Source organism: Micromonospora sp. A3M-1-15 (genome assembly GCF_024213425.1).
Lineage (GTDB): Bacteria > Actinomycetota > Actinomycetes > Mycobacteriales > Micromonosporaceae > Micromonospora > Micromonospora chersina.
In genome coordinates, this window is sequence record NZ_JANAVK010000003.1 from 297,462 (window position 1) to 314,012 (window position 16,551).

General features: G+C 70.7%; 16 protein-coding genes. 9 read left to right on the forward strand and 7 right to left on the reverse strand.

Features of this window, described 5'->3' with window-relative positions; genetic code table 11:
- Positions 1-10: 10 nt before the first annotated feature.
- From NLX85_RS16620 to NLX85_RS16635, 4 genes are all read right to left on the reverse strand, one after another.
- A complete protein-coding gene (locus tag NLX85_RS16620; protein ID WP_254336064.1) occupies positions 11-1,447 on the reverse strand; it encodes an aminotransferase class I/II-fold pyridoxal phosphate-dependent enzyme in 1,437 nt (478 codons plus the stop codon).
- A gap of 497 nt (positions 1,448-1,944) precedes the next feature.
- Positions 1,945-3,126: an NAD(P)/FAD-dependent oxidoreductase gene (locus tag NLX85_RS16625; RefSeq protein ID WP_254336066.1), complete on the reverse strand. Its 1,182-nt coding sequence runs from the start codon at positions 3,124-3,126 to the stop codon at positions 1,945-1,947.
- Between the two features lie 50 nt (positions 3,127-3,176).
- Positions 3,177-4,037 carry an RNA polymerase sigma factor SigJ gene (gene sigJ / locus NLX85_RS16630; protein ID WP_254336068.1) on the reverse strand — a complete coding sequence of 287 codons (861 nt, stop codon included), beginning with the start codon at positions 4,035-4,037 and terminating at the stop codon, positions 3,177-3,179.
- A gap of 147 nt (positions 4,038-4,184) precedes the next feature.
- Positions 4,185-4,883, reverse strand: coding sequence for an SDR family NAD(P)-dependent oxidoreductase (locus NLX85_RS16635; protein ID WP_254336070.1), 699 nt, complete (start codon positions 4,881-4,883; stop codon positions 4,185-4,187).
- Between the two features lie 261 nt (positions 4,884-5,144).
- On the opposite strand from NLX85_RS16635, the gene NLX85_RS16640 reads away from it, so the two are divergent.
- Genes NLX85_RS16640 through NLX85_RS16650 form a run of 3 tightly spaced genes read left to right on the forward strand, consistent with a single transcriptional unit; the run spans position 5,145 to position 7,817 of the window.
- On the forward strand, positions 5,145-7,181 hold the full coding sequence (locus tag NLX85_RS16640; protein WP_254336072.1) for a glycogen debranching N-terminal domain-containing protein: 2,037 nt from the start codon (positions 5,145-5,147) through the stop codon (positions 7,179-7,181).
- 54 nt (positions 7,182-7,235) lie between these two features.
- Complete coding sequence (locus tag NLX85_RS16645; RefSeq protein ID WP_254336074.1) at positions 7,236-7,532, forward strand: hypothetical protein; 297 nt, start codon at positions 7,236-7,238, stop codon at positions 7,530-7,532.
- Positions 7,533-7,574: 42 nt separating this feature from the next.
- Positions 7,575-7,817 carry a VOC family protein gene (locus NLX85_RS16650; RefSeq protein WP_254336076.1) on the forward strand — a complete coding sequence of 81 codons (243 nt, stop codon included), beginning with the start codon at positions 7,575-7,577 and terminating at the stop codon, positions 7,815-7,817.
- Between the two features lie 49 nt (positions 7,818-7,866).
- Here the strand turns inward: NLX85_RS16650 and NLX85_RS16655 are convergent, their stop codons facing one another.
- Both NLX85_RS16655 and NLX85_RS16660 read right to left on the reverse strand, forming a co-directional pair.
- Entirely contained in the window at positions 7,867-8,214 is a 348-nt protein-coding gene (locus NLX85_RS16655) for a helix-turn-helix transcriptional regulator (RefSeq protein WP_254337478.1), read from the reverse strand.
- A gap of 100 nt (positions 8,215-8,314) precedes the next feature.
- Positions 8,315-8,992: a GntR family transcriptional regulator gene (locus tag NLX85_RS16660; protein WP_254336078.1), complete on the reverse strand. Its 678-nt coding sequence runs from the start codon at positions 8,990-8,992 to the stop codon at positions 8,315-8,317.
- Positions 8,993-9,149: 157 nt separating this feature from the next.
- Here NLX85_RS16660 and NLX85_RS16665 point away from each other — a divergent pair, with 157 nt between their 5' ends.
- From NLX85_RS16665 to NLX85_RS16685, 5 genes are read left to right on the forward strand one after another with little or no spacing between them, the layout of a single operon-like run.
- Positions 9,150-10,349, forward strand: coding sequence for a CaiB/BaiF CoA-transferase family protein (locus NLX85_RS16665; RefSeq protein ID WP_254336080.1), 1,200 nt, complete (start codon positions 9,150-9,152; stop codon positions 10,347-10,349).
- A 9-nt stretch (positions 10,350-10,358) separates the two neighbouring features.
- Entirely contained in the window at positions 10,359-12,434 is a 2,076-nt protein-coding gene (locus NLX85_RS16670; protein WP_254336082.1) for a hydantoinase/oxoprolinase family protein, read from the forward strand.
- A 2-nt stretch (positions 12,435-12,436) separates the two neighbouring features.
- Positions 12,437-14,308 carry a hydantoinase B/oxoprolinase family protein gene (locus tag NLX85_RS16675; protein WP_254336084.1) on the forward strand — a complete coding sequence of 624 codons (1,872 nt, stop codon included), beginning with the start codon at positions 12,437-12,439 and terminating at the stop codon, positions 14,306-14,308.
- Entirely contained in the window at positions 14,305-14,931 is a 627-nt protein-coding gene (locus tag NLX85_RS16680; RefSeq protein ID WP_254336086.1) for an isochorismatase family protein, read from the forward strand. The genes NLX85_RS16675 and NLX85_RS16680 overlap by 4 nt, the downstream gene beginning before the upstream one ends.
- Complete coding sequence (locus tag NLX85_RS16685; RefSeq protein WP_254336088.1) at positions 14,928-15,827, forward strand: hydroxymethylglutaryl-CoA lyase; 900 nt, start codon at positions 14,928-14,930, stop codon at positions 15,825-15,827. The genes NLX85_RS16680 and NLX85_RS16685 overlap by 4 nt, the downstream gene beginning before the upstream one ends.
- Before the next feature lie 55 nt (positions 15,828-15,882).
- Here the strand turns inward: NLX85_RS16685 and NLX85_RS16690 are convergent, their stop codons facing one another.
- Positions 15,883-16,284: a DNA glycosylase AlkZ-like family protein gene (locus NLX85_RS16690; RefSeq protein WP_308210768.1), complete on the reverse strand. Its 402-nt coding sequence runs from the start codon at positions 16,282-16,284 to the stop codon at positions 15,883-15,885.
- On the opposite strand from NLX85_RS16690, the gene NLX85_RS16695 reads away from it, so the two are divergent.
- Positions 16,220-16,519 (forward strand): hypothetical protein, encoded by a 300-nt coding sequence (locus NLX85_RS16695; RefSeq protein ID WP_254336095.1) that lies wholly within the window; start codon positions 16,220-16,222, stop codon positions 16,517-16,519. The genes NLX85_RS16690 and NLX85_RS16695 overlap by 65 nt on opposite strands.
- The last annotated feature ends 32 nt before the right edge of the window (positions 16,520-16,551 follow it).

Consider the following 16,551-nt stretch of genomic DNA (forward strand, 5'->3'; position numbering starts at 1 on the left):
GGGGTGAGCCTCAGGGCGTCTCCTCGATCAGCTGCTTGGCGGCGCGGCGTACGTCGTCGAGCAGGATCTCCATGTCGCGGCGGGCGGTGCGGTAGTTGAGCACGCAGCCGCGCAGCGCGAAGCGGCCGTTGATGGTCGCGTTCGACAGGTATGAGCTGCCAGCCTGCTGCAAGGCCACCATGATGCGTTCGTTGATGCGGTCGAGTTCATCCTCGTCGGCCTGCGGTCGCGAGCCGGCGCGTGCACTCGGCGGCAGGTAGCGGAAGCAGAAGACGGAGAGCCCGACCGGGGCGAGCAGTTCGAAGTCGGCGCTGGCGTCGACGAGTTCGGCGAGGTGACGGGCGCAGTCGAGGTTGCCCTCGATCGCCTCGCCGAGGGCTCGCGAACCGGTGTGCGCCAGCGCCATCCAGACCTTGAGTGCCCGGAATCGCCGGGTCAGGTCCGGACCGTAATCCCAGAAGGCGAACGCCTCGGCCGGCTCGGTCTGCATCACCCGTGTGTAGTCGGCGTCCAGGCTGAAGGCGGCCCGCGCCGCCTCGGGGTCGCGGTAGATCAGGCAGCCACAGTCCGCGGGCAGGTAGAGCCACTTGTGCGGGTCGAGGGCGATCGAGTCGGCCGCCGACATGCCGTCGAAGAGCGGACGGGCCGAGGGGGCCAGCCGCGCGAAGCCGCCGTAGCACGCATCGACGTGCATCCACAGCCCGTATCTCCGCGCGACCGCTGCGATCTCCGCGAGCGGGTCCACCGCGCCGGTGACGACGGTGCCGGCGTTCGCCACCACGCAGAACGGATCCGCCCCGGCGGCCCGGTCCTCCTCGACGGCGCGGACGAGGGCGTTCACGTCCATCCGGAAGCAGTCGTCCACCGGGATCTCGCGGACGTTCGCCCGCCCGATACCCAGCAGTGCCGCGGCCTTGTGGATCGAGTGGTGGGTCTCAGTGGAGGCGTAGACGCGCAGTGGCGCGGGGTGGGCGGCCGCGCCGTGGGTGGCGACGGCGTCGCCGCAGTGGCGGTGTCGCGCGGCGGCGAGCGCGGTGAAGTTGGCCATCGAGCCGCCACTGGTGAACAGGCCCCCGGCACCCGGGTCGCAGCCGAGGGCCTCCTTGATCCAGTCGATGGCCACGTGCTCCAGTTCGGTGGGAGCCGGGGCGGACCGCCATGCCGTGAGGTTCGGATTCAGCGCCGACGCGAGGAAGTCGGCGACCGCGGCGATGGCGGTGCCCGGCGCGGAGACGTACCCGAAGAAACGGGGGTGCCCGTTGTGCCGGCTGCCGGGCACGACCACGTCACGAAATACCGTGAGCAGGTCGGTGAAGTCACGGCCCTCGACGGGCAGCGGCTCCGCGAGCGCCTTCTTCAGGGCGGCGGCGGAGGTTCGCGGGGCGATGGGCAGCTCGCGGATCGAGTTGTGGTGAGCGACCACCCACTCGACGGCACGCTCACCCATGTCCCTAATCTGCTCGGCCGAGGGGTCCAGAGGAGAGTCGACGCCGCGCCGATCGGGTGAGGTGGCTGCCATGGCCCGGAGAATAGTGTCGGGTGCTCACCCGTGCTGCCCCTGCCCGAGCGCAGCTCCGTCCGGGGTGACGGCACGGCCCAGCGCGGCTGGCCGCGCTCGTCGTCGTAGCCGTCACCTGATGCCCCGGGCCACCAGCAGCGGCACCAGCCGCCGTCCCACAACCCCGCTCCCGCCCGCCACAAAAACCCGCATGACCATCACCCTTCCGATCAATCTTGTTCCTGCATCTGAGAAGAACCAGCCCGGCCGCCGCTGACATGGCGGCAAGATCATTCACGAGCAAGACCCCGCCGCTGGTGTAGACGGCCCAGCACCCGTGACCGGCACGGCAAGACAACGGCGGCCGGCAACGGCGCCTGACCCCATCAGGCGGTCGCCGTTCCGCTGGGTCGGCCGGCGAACGACGCGGGACCGACACGTCCCCGCTAGACCGGCTTGTTGCGCCTGCCGCCGGTGGTGGCGAGCATCCGCGACGAGATGGTCAGCCGCTTCGCCAGCCCGTAGGTCTTGATCGGGCTGCTGCTGACCGTCTCCTTGTAGAAGATGGCCGCCCGGCCGGTGATGTACCAGCGCCGGGGGCTGTCGTCGCCGTGGGTGAACTGGATTACCGCGTCCTTGCGTCCGAGGCTCACCGGCTGGTGGAGGTAGCCGAAGCGGAACGGCTTGAGCTGCTTGCCCCGCAACTGGCGAGCGATGTTCTCGGCGACGTGCGCCGCCGACGGAATGCCGCTCTGGCAGGTGCCGTGGATGACGCCGTAAGCCTGGCGGATGGCGGCCGCGTCACCGATCGCGTAGATCTCCGGATGCGACACCGACCGCAGCATGGCATCGGTAAGGACGCGCCCGTGCTCGTCGGTGAGAATGCCGGCCTCGGTGGCCAGCGTGGCCACGCGCACCCCGGTGGTCCACAGGCAGCCGTCGCCGGCGACGAACTCGCCGCCTTCCAGCTCGACCCCGCCCGGACGCACCTTGGTCACGCTGACGCCCTGCCGGACGGTCACTCCCAGCCGATCCAGGGCCGCCGTCAGGTACGCACGAGCCTTGGCACCCATCATCGCGGCCGGCTCGCCCCGGCTCAGCAGGGTGACCCGGACGTTCGGGTGCGCCTCGGCGATCTCGGTCGCGGCTTCGATCCCGGTCAAGCCGGCTCCGCAGACAAGGAACTCGCTGTTGCCCCGGCGCGCGAGGTGCGCGGCCATGTCCTGTGCGCTCTGCGGGCTGTTGAGGGTGAAGGCGTGCTCGGCCACCCCGGGGACACCGCCGGTGTCGGTGGTGCTGCCGACCGCATAGACCAGCGCGTCGTAGCCGAGGAAGACCTGACGTTCATCCACGGTGGACACGGTGATGGCATGCGCGGCGGTGTCGATCCCGGTCGCCCAGCCCTGCACGAAGTCGATGCCGGTGCCGGCCACCAGGTCCGGGATGCGATGTTCGGCGAGCTGTTGGCCGGTGGCGATCTGGTGCATCCGCAGCCGCTCGGTGAACCTCTCCCACGGGTTGACCAGGGTCACGTGGACCCGGCCCTTGGCTCGATTCGCCGCGCCGAGGGCTGCCAGCATGCCGGTGTAGCCGGCGCCGATGACAACTACCTGCTTGATGTCGGTCATGCCCCACGGACGACACAGCCGCCGGAAGCCGTGAGGCGCTGTGACCGGCGTCACAGACCGGCGACGGCGGTGAGCTTCTCCGGGTTGCTGATCAGGTGAATCTCCCGCGCACGCCCATCGACAAGATGCAGCACGATGACCGCCACCGGGGTTTCCGCGGAGTAGATGACGACGCCGGGCCCGCCGTTGACCTCGGCCACCACCACGCGCGGCTCCTGCGGCATGCGGCCGCCGAACGTGATCAGTGCCCGCGCCACCAGATCGATTCCCTCGATCGCCTTGCGCGGCGCCGGCGCCAGGCCGCCACCGTCGCACACCAACCTGACGTCCGGCGCCAGCACCTCCATCAGCGAGACGAGATCACCACCGGCGCTCGCCGACATGAACGACTCCGTCACCTTGCGCCGGGTCGCCTGATCGGTGTCATAGCGGCGCCGCCTGCGGCTGACGTGCTCTCGCGCGCGCAACGCCGTCTGACGTACCGATTCCGGGCTGCGCTCCACCATGGTGGCGATCTCGCTGTGGGAGTAGCCGAACGCCTCGTGCAACACGAAGACAGCCCGCTCCAAGGCGGACAACGACTCCAGGACCAACAGCATCGCCAACGACACCGACTCCGAGCGGGCGACGTCGTCGGCGACATCCGGCGCGGTCAGAATGGGCTCGGGCAGCCATGGGCCGACATAGGTCTCGCGCCGGGACGCGGCACTGCGCAAGCGATCGATCGCCAGGCGGGTGGTCACCCGGACCAGATAACCCTCCGCGTTCTCCACCTGCTCGACGTCAACAGCACTCCACCGCAGCCACGCGTCCTGGACCACGTCCTCAGCGTCGCTCCAGCGGCCGAGCACCCGATATGCGACGGCGTTGAGAAGAGAGCGATGCTCGTTGAAGATCGTGTCGTGCGGCACCAGCCGAGCCTAGTCTGCCCTCAACGACACCAGCCCAGGCCGTGGTCGTCGCGCCCGCCTCGCGGGCGCCGCTCTGCCGGTGCCGCGGTCGTTCCTGAGCGGGTGCCCATGCGCTCTCCGCTCGTGGCGAGGAGGCACCGGGTCGCTCTACCAGGGCAACGGCCGGCGGTCGCGGTAGAACCCGCCGGTGGGTCCATCGTCGGGAAGCGTCGCCGCCCACACGATGCCCGCTGCGCCGTCGGCCACCGGTCGACCGCCGGCGCCACCCATGTCGGTGGCCACCCAGCCGGGACAGACCGCGTTGACCAGTACGCCGTCGGCGCGCAGCTCCGCGGCGAGCATCCGGGTCAGGGCGTTCAGACCCACCTTGGAGATCTTGTACGCGGGGGTGCCGCCACCCATGCCCGCCAGGGAACCGGCCTCGCTCGAGACGTTGACGATCCGGCCGTGGCGGCTGAGGCGGAGCAGCGGTAGCAGGGACTGGGTGACCCCCCAGGCGCCGAACAGGTTGGTGTCCAGGGCCTCCCGGACGGCGTCGAGGTCCGCGTCAGCCGCGTCGGCCCACGTGTCGTAGGAGATGGCGGCGTTGTTGACCAGCACGTCCAGCCGGCCGTACCGGTCGCGGATGGTGGCGGCGAGGGCGGCCGCCGTGGCGGGATCTCTGACGTCGAGCGGGTGTGGCACGACGGTGCCACCCGCGCCGCTCAGGTCCTTCGCGGCGGCTGCGGCCTTGTTCGCGTCCCGCGCGGTGAGGATGACGGTGTCACCGCCTGCGGCGAGCTGCCGCGCCACCTCCTTGCCGATACCCCGGTTGGCTCCGGTGACCACGGTGATCCGCTCGGCCACTCCTGACCCTCCCCGTCGGCCGTTTTCCCGGGAGTCTACGGGTCAGCGAATGGCGAAGAGACCGACTTGCACGGCGCCTCGGTCTAGCCTGTGGGCAGGGCGGATGGTCCGCGCCACGCGACCGGCAGGGGGGCGCCGGTGAGGTCGGGTGAACCGCGGCCGACGCCGGCCGACCCCTTTCCGAGCACGGACGCGCCGCGGCGGGTGCCGAGCGGCGCCTGCCGCGATCTCCCACCCGAGTTGGGGCCGGACACGGTTGGCGTGCTCGAGGGCCGCACCTTCATGTTCTCGGACGCGGCGGGGAACGTGCCGAAAGGCTCGATCGGCGGACTCGTGCACGACGACACGCGGTACCTGGACCAGTGGGAGTTGGCCATCGACGACCGGCCACTGCTGGTTCTGTCCTCGGGCACGGTCGACGCGTACTCGGCGGCGTTCTTCCTGGCCAACTCCGAGCTGCCCGACCTACCGGCGAACCGGGTGGGGATCCGACGACAACGGGTCGTCGGAGACGGCATGTACGAACGGGTCGAACTGCGGTACTTCGGCGCCGAGCCGGTGACGCTGCGGCTGCGCCTCGCGGTCGGCACCGACTTCGCCGACCTGTTCGAGATCAAGGAAACCGGCCGGGACCGGGCTACGGACATCGTCCGCCGGCATGAACCGGACGGTTCGGCACTGTCGTTCAGCTACCAGAACGGCGACTACGCGGCGCTGGTTCGCGTCGAGCCCGATCCGCCGGCCGACCACGTCGACGGCGACAGCCTGGTCTGGCACCTGCACCTGGAACGGGGGCAACGGTGGAGTTGCGCGATCTGGGTGCCACTGAGCTGCGGCGAGGAGAACTACCGGCCCGTCCTGCGCGGTTTCGGGGAATCCTTCGACCACGGGCCGGAGGACGCCGCGACCCGGTGGGCCGCCGGGAAGCCGCACCTGCACGCCGACCGGGACATGCTCGCCAGCATCTACGAGCGGTCCGCGCTCGACCTGGTCGCCATGCGTATCGAGAAGACCATCGCCGGTGAGCCAGTGGTGTTGACCGCCGCCGGCCTGCCCTGGTTCCTGACCGTATTCGGCCGTGACACGCTGATCACCGCCTACCAGACGATGATCTGCGGCCCGGACGTGGCCCGGGGCGCCCTCATCGTGATGGCCGCGCACCAGGCGACGACGGCCGACGACTTCACCGACCGGGAACCGGGCAAGATCTTCCACGAGTACCGCTCGGGCGAGCTGACCCGACTCGGCCTCAAGCCGTACAAGCCCTACTACGGCGGTGCGGACACCACGGCACTCTGGCTGGTCCTGCTCTCGGAGTACTGGCGGTGGAGCCGCGACGACGCCCTGGTTCGCCGGCTTCGGCCGAACGCCGACGCCGCGCTCGCCTGGATCGACCGGCACGGCGATCTCGACGGCGACGGATACGTCGAGTACCAGACCCGGTCCAGCCAGGGGTTGGGCAACCAGTGCTGGCGGGACTCCCCCGACGGTATCCAGTTCGCCGACGGCAGCATCCCGGTGTTGCCGATCGCCACCTGCGAGACACAGGGCTACACCTATGACGCGAAGCTGCGCGCCGCAGAGCTCGCAGACGGCCCGTGGCAGGACCCGAACCTGGCCCACCGACTGCGCGACGAGGCAGCCCGGCTGCGGGAGCGGTTCAACCGCGACTTCTGGATCGCGGAACGCGGCGGGTACTACGCGGTGGGCCTGGACGGCGACAAGAACCGGATCGACTCGATGACCTCGAACATGGGGCACCTGCTGTGGAGCGGCATCGTGCCCGCCGACCGCGCCGAGCTGGTCGCGCGGCAGCTCATGTCCGACGACATGTTCTCGGGCTGGGGTGTGCGCACGCTGTCCGCCGCCGACGGCGGCTACAACCCGATCGGCTACCACACCGGCACCGTCTGGCCGCACGACAACTCACTGATCGCCGCAGGTCTCGCCCGCTACGACTTCCGGCAGGAGGCGAACCGGATCGCCATGGGGCTGCTGGAGGCCGCCGCACACTCGAACTACCGCCTGCCCGAGGCGTTCTCCGGATACGACCGGCCCTTCGGGCGGCAGCCCGTCCCCTATCCCACCGCGTGCAGCCCGCAGGCCTGGGCGAGCGCGGCTCCACTGCTGCTCCTGCGGACGCTGCTGGGCCTGAACCCCCAGGGCGACGGGCTGGCAGCCGACGCACACCTTCCCGAGCACCTCGGCGAGATCCGTTTGCACGACGTCCAAGCCGGCGGCCGCCGCTGGAACGTGACGGCGCAGCAGACACAGTCCACCGTCGTCCCGGCCGACTGACGTGGCCCGTGGGGTTGTCGAACTGCAGGTGCACGGCGTCTGTCCGGCGCGACGGTGAAAGCCCTCTGCCGGCTGCAGGTGGGTCTGCCGGGATACGAGGAGATCGTCGCTCTCCTCTTCGCCATGTTGACCGCCCTGCTGATCCTGCTCGGAGCAGCTGTGCCGTCGGCACATCGCGGCGACCCGGGCGGGCCGCGACTGCGGGCCCTTGGCGCCCCCGTCATCGGGGCCGTCGCGGCAGGGCTGGCGGTGGCCTTCTCGGCCAAGCTCAGCTACCGCGTGGCGGACTTTCTCGACCGGAACGCGCCCACCCCAGAACGGCTCGCCAGCAGCCCGCCTTCGGCAGCCTGACCATGCTGCAGCTTCCGGCGACCATTCGCCAGCCTCGAACTCGTGCACGACCCCGCGCGTCCGGTCCGGGACGTCGGCGCGGTCAACCACCTCGTCATACAGGTTGACGACCTCAGCGCCACGGTCGCCGACGTCGCCGGACAGGGCGTCGCGGCGGAGCCACCGACGGAGCTGGGACCGGGAATGTGGACGTCGTGGCTCACCGATCCGGACGGCTGTCGGATCGAGCTCGTGCAGTGGCCGCCCGGCCAGCCAGCTGGCATGACGGCGGCAGACTTCAGGTGACGAGGAGCATCGGCCCGCGTGGGCCGACGGCCGAGGCGAAGGGCCTGCGTCAGCGGGTTTTCCGCGCCGAGCGCTTCCGCGGCGGAGTCAGCAGGTCCGCGATCATGGCGATCGCGGTCGGCACCAGCCGGTAGTACGCCCAGACACCGCGCTTCTCCCGCTCCAGCAGGCCGGCCTCGGTGAGGATGCGCAGGTGGTGGCTGACCGTCGGCTGCGAGAGGCCGAGCGGTGCGGTGAGATCGGTGACCGACGCCTCCCCCTCGGGGGTCGACTGGATCAGACTGAGCAGCCGCAGGCGGGCGGGGTCGGCGAGGGCCTTGAGGACTCCCGCGAGCCGCTCGGCGTCGGCGCGTTCGATCGGCTCGCCGGCGAGCGGCGAGATCTGAGGAACAGTCATTCCGGTCGGTGCGTGTGCCACACCTGCCATCCTTCCATTGGAAGCATCCACGCAACCCCATATCGGCCATTCGCGACACGCCACCTGGTGCGCCTCGTGCTCACGCCTCGGACGACGAGTGTCGTATGGAATGCCAGGCTGCGCGTACGTGGCTGCGCATGACCGACTCCGCCCAGTCGGGGTCGGACGCGGCGAGGGCCGCCACGAGCTCGTGGTGGTGCGCCAGGCTGCGGCGCAGGGCGTCCGGGCTGTAGCGGGAGAACGTCCGCCAGACGAGCGGCATCTGGATCAACGAGGAGACGACGCCGGCCAGCCGGCTGTTGTCGGACGCCTCGAGGATCATCCGGTGGAACTGGTTGTTCAGCTCGGTGAGCTCGTCCACGTCGGTCGGTCGTCCGCCCGGGGCGACCTCGTCCATCCGGTGCGCCAGCGCCTCCAGCGCGGCCAGGTCGATGGCGCCCGTGGTGGCCGCCAGCCGGCAGCCCCAGGGCTCGAGCACGGATCGCAGGCTGAAGATCTCGTCGAGATCGTGGATGCTCCAGGCCTGGACCTGCACGCCGCGGTTGCGTTCGTGGCGGACCAGCCCCTCCGCGGTGAGGCGCCTGAGCGCCTCCCGGACCGGCGTGCGGCTCACCCCGATCGACTCGGCCAGCTCGCCCTCACGGAGCCACTCGCCGGCCGACCGCTGCCCGGACAGGATCTGCTCCCGGATCAGCCGGTAGGCCTGGTCGGCGGCGTGGCCGTTGTCGGCCTCCCGCAGCGTGGCGTGGTCACTCATGATGCTCCGGACCGTAACAACGCCGAAGGTTGTATGCAATAAGCCCACCGGCCATTGACACCGTCGGCCGTGCAAGCCTACTTTTCCCGCACAGCCGGATGTAACGACGATCACAACCCCGGCTGATTGCATGCAAACACAGCTGATCGAGGGATGCATGAGCACTGCACTGCCACTTGACGACGTCCGGGTGATCGAGCTCGGCCAGCTGCTGGCGGGGCCCTTCTGCGGCCAGCTCCTGGGTGACTTCGGCGCCGAGGTGATCAAGGTCGAGGACCCGGGTCAGGGCGACCCGATGCGGCAGTGGGGACGCGAGAAGCCGTACGGCAAATCCCTGTGGTGGCCGGTGGTGGCGCGGAACAAGAAGTCCGTGACCGCGGACCTGCGGAACGCGCAGGGCCAGGACCTCGTACGCCGGCTCATCGCACGAGCCGACGTGTTGATCGAGAACTTCCGGCCCGGCACGTTGGAGCGCTGGGGCCTGGCCCCGGAGCGCCTGTGGGAGATCAATCCCGGCCTGATCGTCACCCGGGTGACCGGCTTCGGGCAGACGGGTCCGTACTCCTCCCGCGCCGGATACGGATCGATCGGTGAGGCGATGGGCGGCATCCGGTACGTGACGGGCGACCCCGATCGGCCCCCGGCCCGGGCCGGTGTCTCCCTGGGCGACTCGCTGGCGGCGACGTTCGCCTGCCTCGGCACCCTGGTCGCGTTGCACCAGCGTGGACGTACCGGCCGCGGCCAGGTGGTGGACTCGGCCATCTACGAGGCCGTGCTGGCGATGATGGAGTCGCTCATCCCCGAATACCAGATCGCCGGCTACCAGCGGGAGCGTACCGGGACGACCCTGCCGAACGTGTCCCCGAGCAACGTCTACCCGACCGCCGACGGCGAGATGGTCCTGATCGCGGCGAACCAGGACACGGTGTTCCGCCGGCTCGCCGACGCGATGGGGCGCCCGGAGCTGGCCACCGACGAGAAGTACGCCACGCACGGCGCCCGAGGGCGGTGGATGGAGCAGCTGGACGGACTGATCGCCGAGTGGAGCTGCACGTTCACGTCCGACGACCTGCTCGAGCGGCTGCACACCCACGGGGTTCCGGCAGGCCGCATCTTCCGGGCCAGGGACATGCTCGCGGACCCGCACTTCGCCGCGCGCGAGGCGATCGTCCGGCTGACCCACCCCGACCTGGGTGAGTTCGCCATGCACAACGTCGTACCCAGGCTCTCCGACAGTCCGGGCCGGGTCCGGCACGTCGGCCCCGAGCTCGGCGAGCACAACGAAGACATCTACCGCCATCTGCTGGGACTCGACGACGACGCGATGGCGTCGCTGCGTTCCGCCGGCGTCATCTGAGGAGGAACCATGACCTACCGGCTCGGCGTGGACGTGGGGGGAACGTTCACCGACATCCTGCTGATCGACGAGGCGACGGGAGACACCTACCGGGCCAAGACCTCCTCCACCCCCGAGGACCAGTCCATCGGGGTGCTGCGGGGCATCGAGCGGGCCTGCGCGGCGGCCGGCGTGCCCATGTCGGAGATCGCCGAGGTGTTCCACGGCACCACGGTCGCCACGAACGCGATCCTCGAGGGCAAGGGCGCACGGGTCGGGCTGGTCACCACCGACGGCTTCCGGCAGGTGCTCCAGATCGCCCGCTCCTTCGTGCCGGGGGGCCTCGCCGGCTGGATCATCTGGCCGAAGCCGGAGCCGCTGGCGGCCCTGGAGGACACCGTGCAGGTCGTCGGCCGGATCGGCGCCGACGGCGCGGTGGTGACCGAGCTCGACGAGGCGGACGTCCGCACGAAGCTGCGTCAGCTGCGTACGCAGGGCATCGAGGCGTTGAGCGTCAGCCTGATCAACTCCTACGCCAACCCGGGGCACGAGCGCCGCGTGGCCGAGCTGGCCGCCGAGGAGCTTCCGGGCGTACCGGTGTCGTTGTCGTCGTCGGTGCTGCCGGAGCTCCGCGAGTACGAGCGGACCATCACCACCGTCGCGAACGCCGCCGTGCAGCCGCAGGTGGCACGCTACGTGGCGAACCTCGAGGCGCAGCTGCGCGAGTCCGGGGTGGACGGCCGGCTGTGCATCCTGCGCAGCGACGGTGGCCTGGTCTCCGCGGCCGTCGCCGCGGACAACCCGGTGAACCTGCTGCTGTCGGGCCCCGCGGGCGGGGTGACCGGCGCGGCCTGGGTGGCCGAGCAGGCGGGCTACCCGAATTTCCTGACCTTCGACATGGGCGGCACCTCCACCGACGTCGCCCTGGTCCAGGAGCTCTCACCGCGCGTGGGTCGCGAGACCACCGTCGGGGACCTGAAGGTCCGCGCCACCTCCGTCGACGTGCGGACCGTGGGCGCCGGAGGCGGGTCCATCGCCCACGTGCCGCCGCTGACCCAGGCGCTGCGGGTGGGGCCGCAGTCGGCCGGCGCCGCACCCGGTCCGGCGGCGTACGCGGCCGGCGGCGACCAGCCGACGGTGACCGACGCGAACGTCGTGCTCGGCTACCTGCCCACCGACCTGGCCGGCGGCGAGATCAGGCTGGACCGCGCGGCGGCGCGGGCGGCGGTGAAGTCGATCGCCGATGCCACCGGGCTGGAATCGGTGGAGGCAGCCGCCGCGGGCATCATCGACATCGTCAACGAGAACATGTTCGGCGCGCTGCGGCTGGTGTCGGTGCAGCAGGGCTTCGACCCGCGCGACTACGCGCTGGTGGCCTTCGGTGGGGCCGGCCCGCTGCACGCCAACGCCCTGGGCAGGCTGACCGGGGCCTGGCCGGTCATCATCCCGCCGTCGCCCGGGGTGCTGTGCGCCTACGGCGACGCGACGACCAACCTGCGCGACGAGTCGGTGCGGACGCTGGTGCGCCGCTTCAGCGAACTCACCGACGACAGCCTGCGCGCGGTGCTCAGTGAACTCGCCGGCAAGGCGTGCGCCACGCTCGGCGAGCAGGGTGTGCCCGAGGAGGAGCAGCGGGTCGTCTACTCCGCCGACCTGCGCTACCACGGGCAGGGTTTCGAGATTCCGGTGGACGTCGACATCGACGCCTTCGACGGGACCGGCAGCGGGCTGGCGGCTCTGCGGTCGGCGTTCGACGCCGATCACCAGCGACTGTTCTCCTTCGTCCTCGACGCCGAACACGAGCTGGTGACCGTCCGGGCCACCGCGCACGGTCCCCGGCCACAGGTGGCCGCGCCGGAACTCGAACGGGGGGACGCGGACCCGAGCCCCGCGCTCCGGGCCCACCACCGCATCTGGGTCGACGGCGCCGAGGTCGACGCCGGCGGCTACGACCGGGCCCTGCTGCGCGCGGGCAACGTGGTGCCCGGTCCGGCGATCATCACCGAGATGGACTCGACCACCCTCGTGCTGCCCGGGCACACGGCGACCGTGCATCCCAGCGGCAGCCTTCTGATCCGTCCCGCCGACACCACCACGGAGAGCTGACCATGGCACGCCTCATCGAGACCGCTACCGGACCACTTCGCCGCGTGGATGTCGACGTGGTCACCCTCGACCTGATCGAGAACGGGTTGCGCAACGCACGCTACGAGATGGACGAGGTGCTCTTCCGGACCGCCCTGTCCCCCGGCATCCGCGAACAGCACGACGAGTTCCCGCTGATCGCCAACCGCGACGGGAAGATGATGGTGGGACAGTTCGGGCTGTCCATCCCCGACTTCCTGGAGAACTTCGACGGCGACATCGAGGAGGGCGACGTCCTGCTGACGTCGGACCCGTACTCCTGCGGCGCGGCGATCAGCCACGCGAACGACTGGCTCGTGGTGCTGCCCATCTTCTTCGAGGGCCGGATCGTGGGCTGGGCGGCGATGTTCGGGCACATGTCCGACGTCGGTGGGAAAACCCCGGCCTCGATGCCGACCGACGCCCGCACCATCTTCGAGGAGGGCGTGGTGATCCCGCCCTTCAAGCTGTACCGGAAGGGGGTGCTCGCCGAGGACGCCCTGCGGATCATCCTCAACCAGGTGCGCAAGCCCGACTGGAACCGCGCGGACCTCAACGGGATCGTCGCGGCCTGCCGGACCGCTTCGCGCCGGGTGCAGGAGATGTGCGCCCGGTTCGGGGTGGACACCTACGACTCCGCGCTCGACCAGCTCCTGGACCGCAACTACCGGGCCATGAAGGTTCTACTCGAGGCGGTATTCAAGGAGGGCGAGACGCTGTCGTTCACCGACTACGTCTGCGACGACGGGCTCGGCTACGGCCCGTACGAGCTGAAGCTCAGCCTGACCCGGACCGGTGAGAAGGTGCTGCTGGACTTCACCGGCAGCAGCCCGCAGGCGCAGGGCCCGATCAACTACTACATCAACGAGAACCTCGTCCGGATGTTCTTCGGCATCTACATGATCACCGTCGCCGACCCGCAGATCCTCTGGAACGACGGCTTCTACCCGCTGGTCGACGTCACGATCCCCGACGACTCGTTCTGGAAGCCCGCGTACCCCGCCGCCCTCAACGCGCGCAACCACGGCATCGGTCGCGTCTTCGACCTGTTCGGCGGCCTGCTCGGCCAGACCAACCCCGGGCTGCTCAACGCCGCCGGCTTCTCGTCGTCACCGCACTTCATGTATTCGGGCACCTACGGGCCCGGCGAACGCAAGGGCGAGTGGTTCCAGCTCTACTCGATCGGATTCGGTGGCATCCCCGGGCGACCCGTGGGAGACGGCCCGGACGGCCACTCGCTGTGGCCGTCGTTCGTCAACATCCCGTGCGAGTACCTCGAGTCCTACTACCCGCTACGGATCGAACGCTGGGAGACCATCGCCGACACGGGCGGCGCCGGGCTGCACCGCGGCGGAAACGGCGTCGACGTGGCCTACCGGTTCCTGGAGGCCGGCACGATCGCCATCCACGACGACCGCTGGCTGACCTACCCGTGGGGAGTCAACGGTGGCGAGCCGGGTGCGCGCGGCCGCAAATGGCTCGAACGGGCCGACGGCAGCACCGAGATCCTGGGCAGCAAGGTGCACGACGTGTCCGTGGCCCCCGGAGACGTGCTGCACTTCGTGACCTGGGGCGGCGGCGGGTGGGGCGACCCGCTCGCCCGTGACCCGGAACTCGTCGGCCTCGAGGTCCGCCGCGGCCTGGTCACCCCCGCGGGGGCCCGCCGCTACGGCGTGGTCTGCGACGACGCCGGCGCCGTCGACGTCGCCGCCACCGAGGAGGTACGGGCCGAGCTGCGCCGTGGGCGCCCCGAACCACTGCCCACCTTCGACATGGGGCCGCCGATCGAGACGATCCTGGAGCGGTGCCTGGAGGAGACCGGCCTTCCCGCTCCCCGGCCGCCCGTCGCCCGATGAGCCCCGCGCCGGACAGCAGCGACGACGGATTCGGGGGCGCCCTCCTGCCCGGCGCCCGTCCCGCCGTGCTCGTCATCGACCTCATGCGGGCGTACTTCGACCCGGCCAGCCCACTGTGCCTGCCGTCCACCGACTGCCTGCGGTCGGCTGGCCGGGTCATCGCCGCGGCCCGTGACCACCGGATCCCGGTGCTGCACACCCGCGTCGCCTACGGGCCCGGCGGTCTCGACGGAGGGTTGTTCGTCCGGAAGGTCCCCGCCCTCCGGCAGCTCTTCGACGGAGGCGGAGCGATGGGGGAACCGATGCCACAGGTCTCCCCCGCCGACGACGAACTGGTGCTCGTCAAGCAGTACGCCAGCGCCTTCTTCGGCACGTCCCTGGCGTCCACCCTGCGCGCGGGGAGCATCGACACCGTCGTGCTGGTCGGCGTGAGCACGAGCGGTTGTGTACGTGCCACCGCGGTGGACGCGATGCAGAACGGTTTCGTCCCGCTGGTGGTCCGGGAGGCGGTCGCGGACCGCGCCGCCGGCCCGCACGAGGCGAGCCTGTCCGACCTGCAGGCCAAGTACGCCGAGGTGATCAGCGAGGCCGGCGCCGTCGCGTACCTGTCGGAGGAACGATGAAAGCCAGGATCGACATCGTGGAGGTGTCGCCCCGTGACGGCCTGCAGAACGAGGCGACACTCCTCAGCACCCGCGACAAGATCGAGCTCGTCGAGCGGGCGGTACGAGCGGGCGCCCGGCGGGTCGAGGTGACCAGCTTCGTCAATCCCGCCCGGGTTCCGCAGATGGCGGACGCCGACGAGCTGATGGCCGCGCTCCCCCGCCACGACGGCGTCCGGTACGCGGGCCTGGTGATGAACCGGCGCGGCCTGGACCGCGCACTGGCCGCCGGCGTCGACGAGATCAACGTCGTCGTCGTGGCCACGGACACCTTCTGCGGCCGCAACCAGGGCATGACCACGGCCCAGGCGTGCGACACGGCGGCCGAGCTGGTGCGGGCGGCCGACGCGGCAGGAGTCTTCACGACGGTGACGGTCGGCGCGGCGTTCGGATGTCCGTTCGAAGGTGAGGTCCCGCCGGCCCGGTTGCGGGAGGTGCTCACCCGGGTGGTGGACGCCGGCCCCGACGAGCTGGCTCTCGCCGACACCATCGGGGTGGCCGTACCCGCCGACGTCACCGAGCGGCTGACGCTCGCCCGGGAGATCACGCGATCGCGGACACCACTACGGTTGCACCTTCACGACACCCGGCACACCGGCGTGGCCAACGCGGTCGCGGCGGTCCAGGCGGGCGTCACCACCCTCGACGCCAGCATCGGCGGGGCAGGTGGATGCCCGTTCGCGCCGGCGGCGACCGGGAACGTCGCCACCGAGGATCTCGTCTACCTCTTCGACCGGATGGGGCAGCCCACCGGCCTGGACCTGGAGGAACTCACCTCGGCCACCGGCTGGCTGGAACACCGCCTCGGCAGGCAGCTGCCGGGCGCGCTGCTCCGGGCAGGAGGCTTCCCCCGCTGAGCACCCGGCCCGCCAGGCTGACCGGGTGCGTTCCTGCTGCGCGGCCGGAGCAGGCTCAGCGCACGGACGCCTTACGGTCGGGCAGCCGATCCGGTTTGTCGACGACGATGTCGTGGGTCGTGTGCGGCGCGATGAAGGCGGCGAGCTGGACGGCCTCGGTCAGCAGTGCGTCGTGGTCGGCGTTGGTCAACGTGGTGAACGGCTGGATGTGCAGCGTCCGGTCCCGGATGCGCCAAGTGCCCTGCCAGACTCCGTCGATCAGGAACGTTCCGGTGCTGGCGCCCCGGCCCGGCGGTAGCGGCACCGGGCGGTTGTCGGGGATCAGGCGGCTGCGGTCCCGGTGCGACAGCAGCAGGTTGTCGTATTCGGGCAGGAATCGAGGTGGGGCGGAGGTGTCCGCGGAGGGCCGGGGCGCATCGGGTAGGTCGTACAGCAGTTGCCCCGTCTCGGCGTGCAGCCATGAAGGGCAGCGGGAGCGGGGCGGCGTCGGTGCCGACGAGGAGGTCCACGCCGGCGTCGTGCAGCGCCTTCACGTCCTGGCCGGAATCACCGCCATCGCCGCAGGCGCGATCCTGACCATGGTCGCCGACACCATGATCCCGGAAGCGTTCGAGAACGGTAACCTGCTCAGCGGCCTCGTCACCGTCGCGGGCTTCCTGCTCTCCTTCGGGCTGTCCCAGCTGGGCGAGTGAGGCTATGAGGCAGGACACCGGTGCGGTAGGCA

Bases quoted from the DNA above. Each gene is read 5' to 3' on its own strand.
- NLX85_RS16620 (WP_254336064.1), bottom strand. From the start codon at position 1,447: ATGGGTGAGCGTGCCGTCGAGTGGGTGGTCGCTCACCACAACTCGATC.
- NLX85_RS16625 (WP_254336066.1), bottom strand. From the start codon at position 3,126: ATGACCGACATCAAGCAGGTAGTTGTCATCGGCGCCGGCTACACCGGC.
- NLX85_RS16655 (WP_254337478.1), bottom strand. From the start codon at position 8,214: ATGACTGTTCCTCAGATCTCGCCGCTCGCCGGCGAGCCGATCGAACGC.
- NLX85_RS16660 (WP_254336078.1), bottom strand. From the start codon at position 8,992: ATGAGTGACCACGCCACGCTGCGGGAGGCCGACAACGGCCACGCCGCC.
- NLX85_RS16665 (WP_254336080.1), top strand. From the start codon at position 9,150: ATGAGCACTGCACTGCCACTTGACGACGTCCGGGTGATCGAGCTCGGC.
- NLX85_RS16670 (WP_254336082.1), top strand. From the start codon at position 10,359: ATGACCTACCGGCTCGGCGTGGACGTGGGGGGAACGTTCACCGACATC.
- NLX85_RS16675 (WP_254336084.1), top strand. From the start codon at position 12,437: ATGGCACGCCTCATCGAGACCGCTACCGGACCACTTCGCCGCGTGGAT.
- NLX85_RS16680 (WP_254336086.1), top strand. From the start codon at position 14,305: ATGAGCCCCGCGCCGGACAGCAGCGACGACGGATTCGGGGGCGCCCTC.
- NLX85_RS16685 (WP_254336088.1), top strand. From the start codon at position 14,928: ATGAAAGCCAGGATCGACATCGTGGAGGTGTCGCCCCGTGACGGCCTG.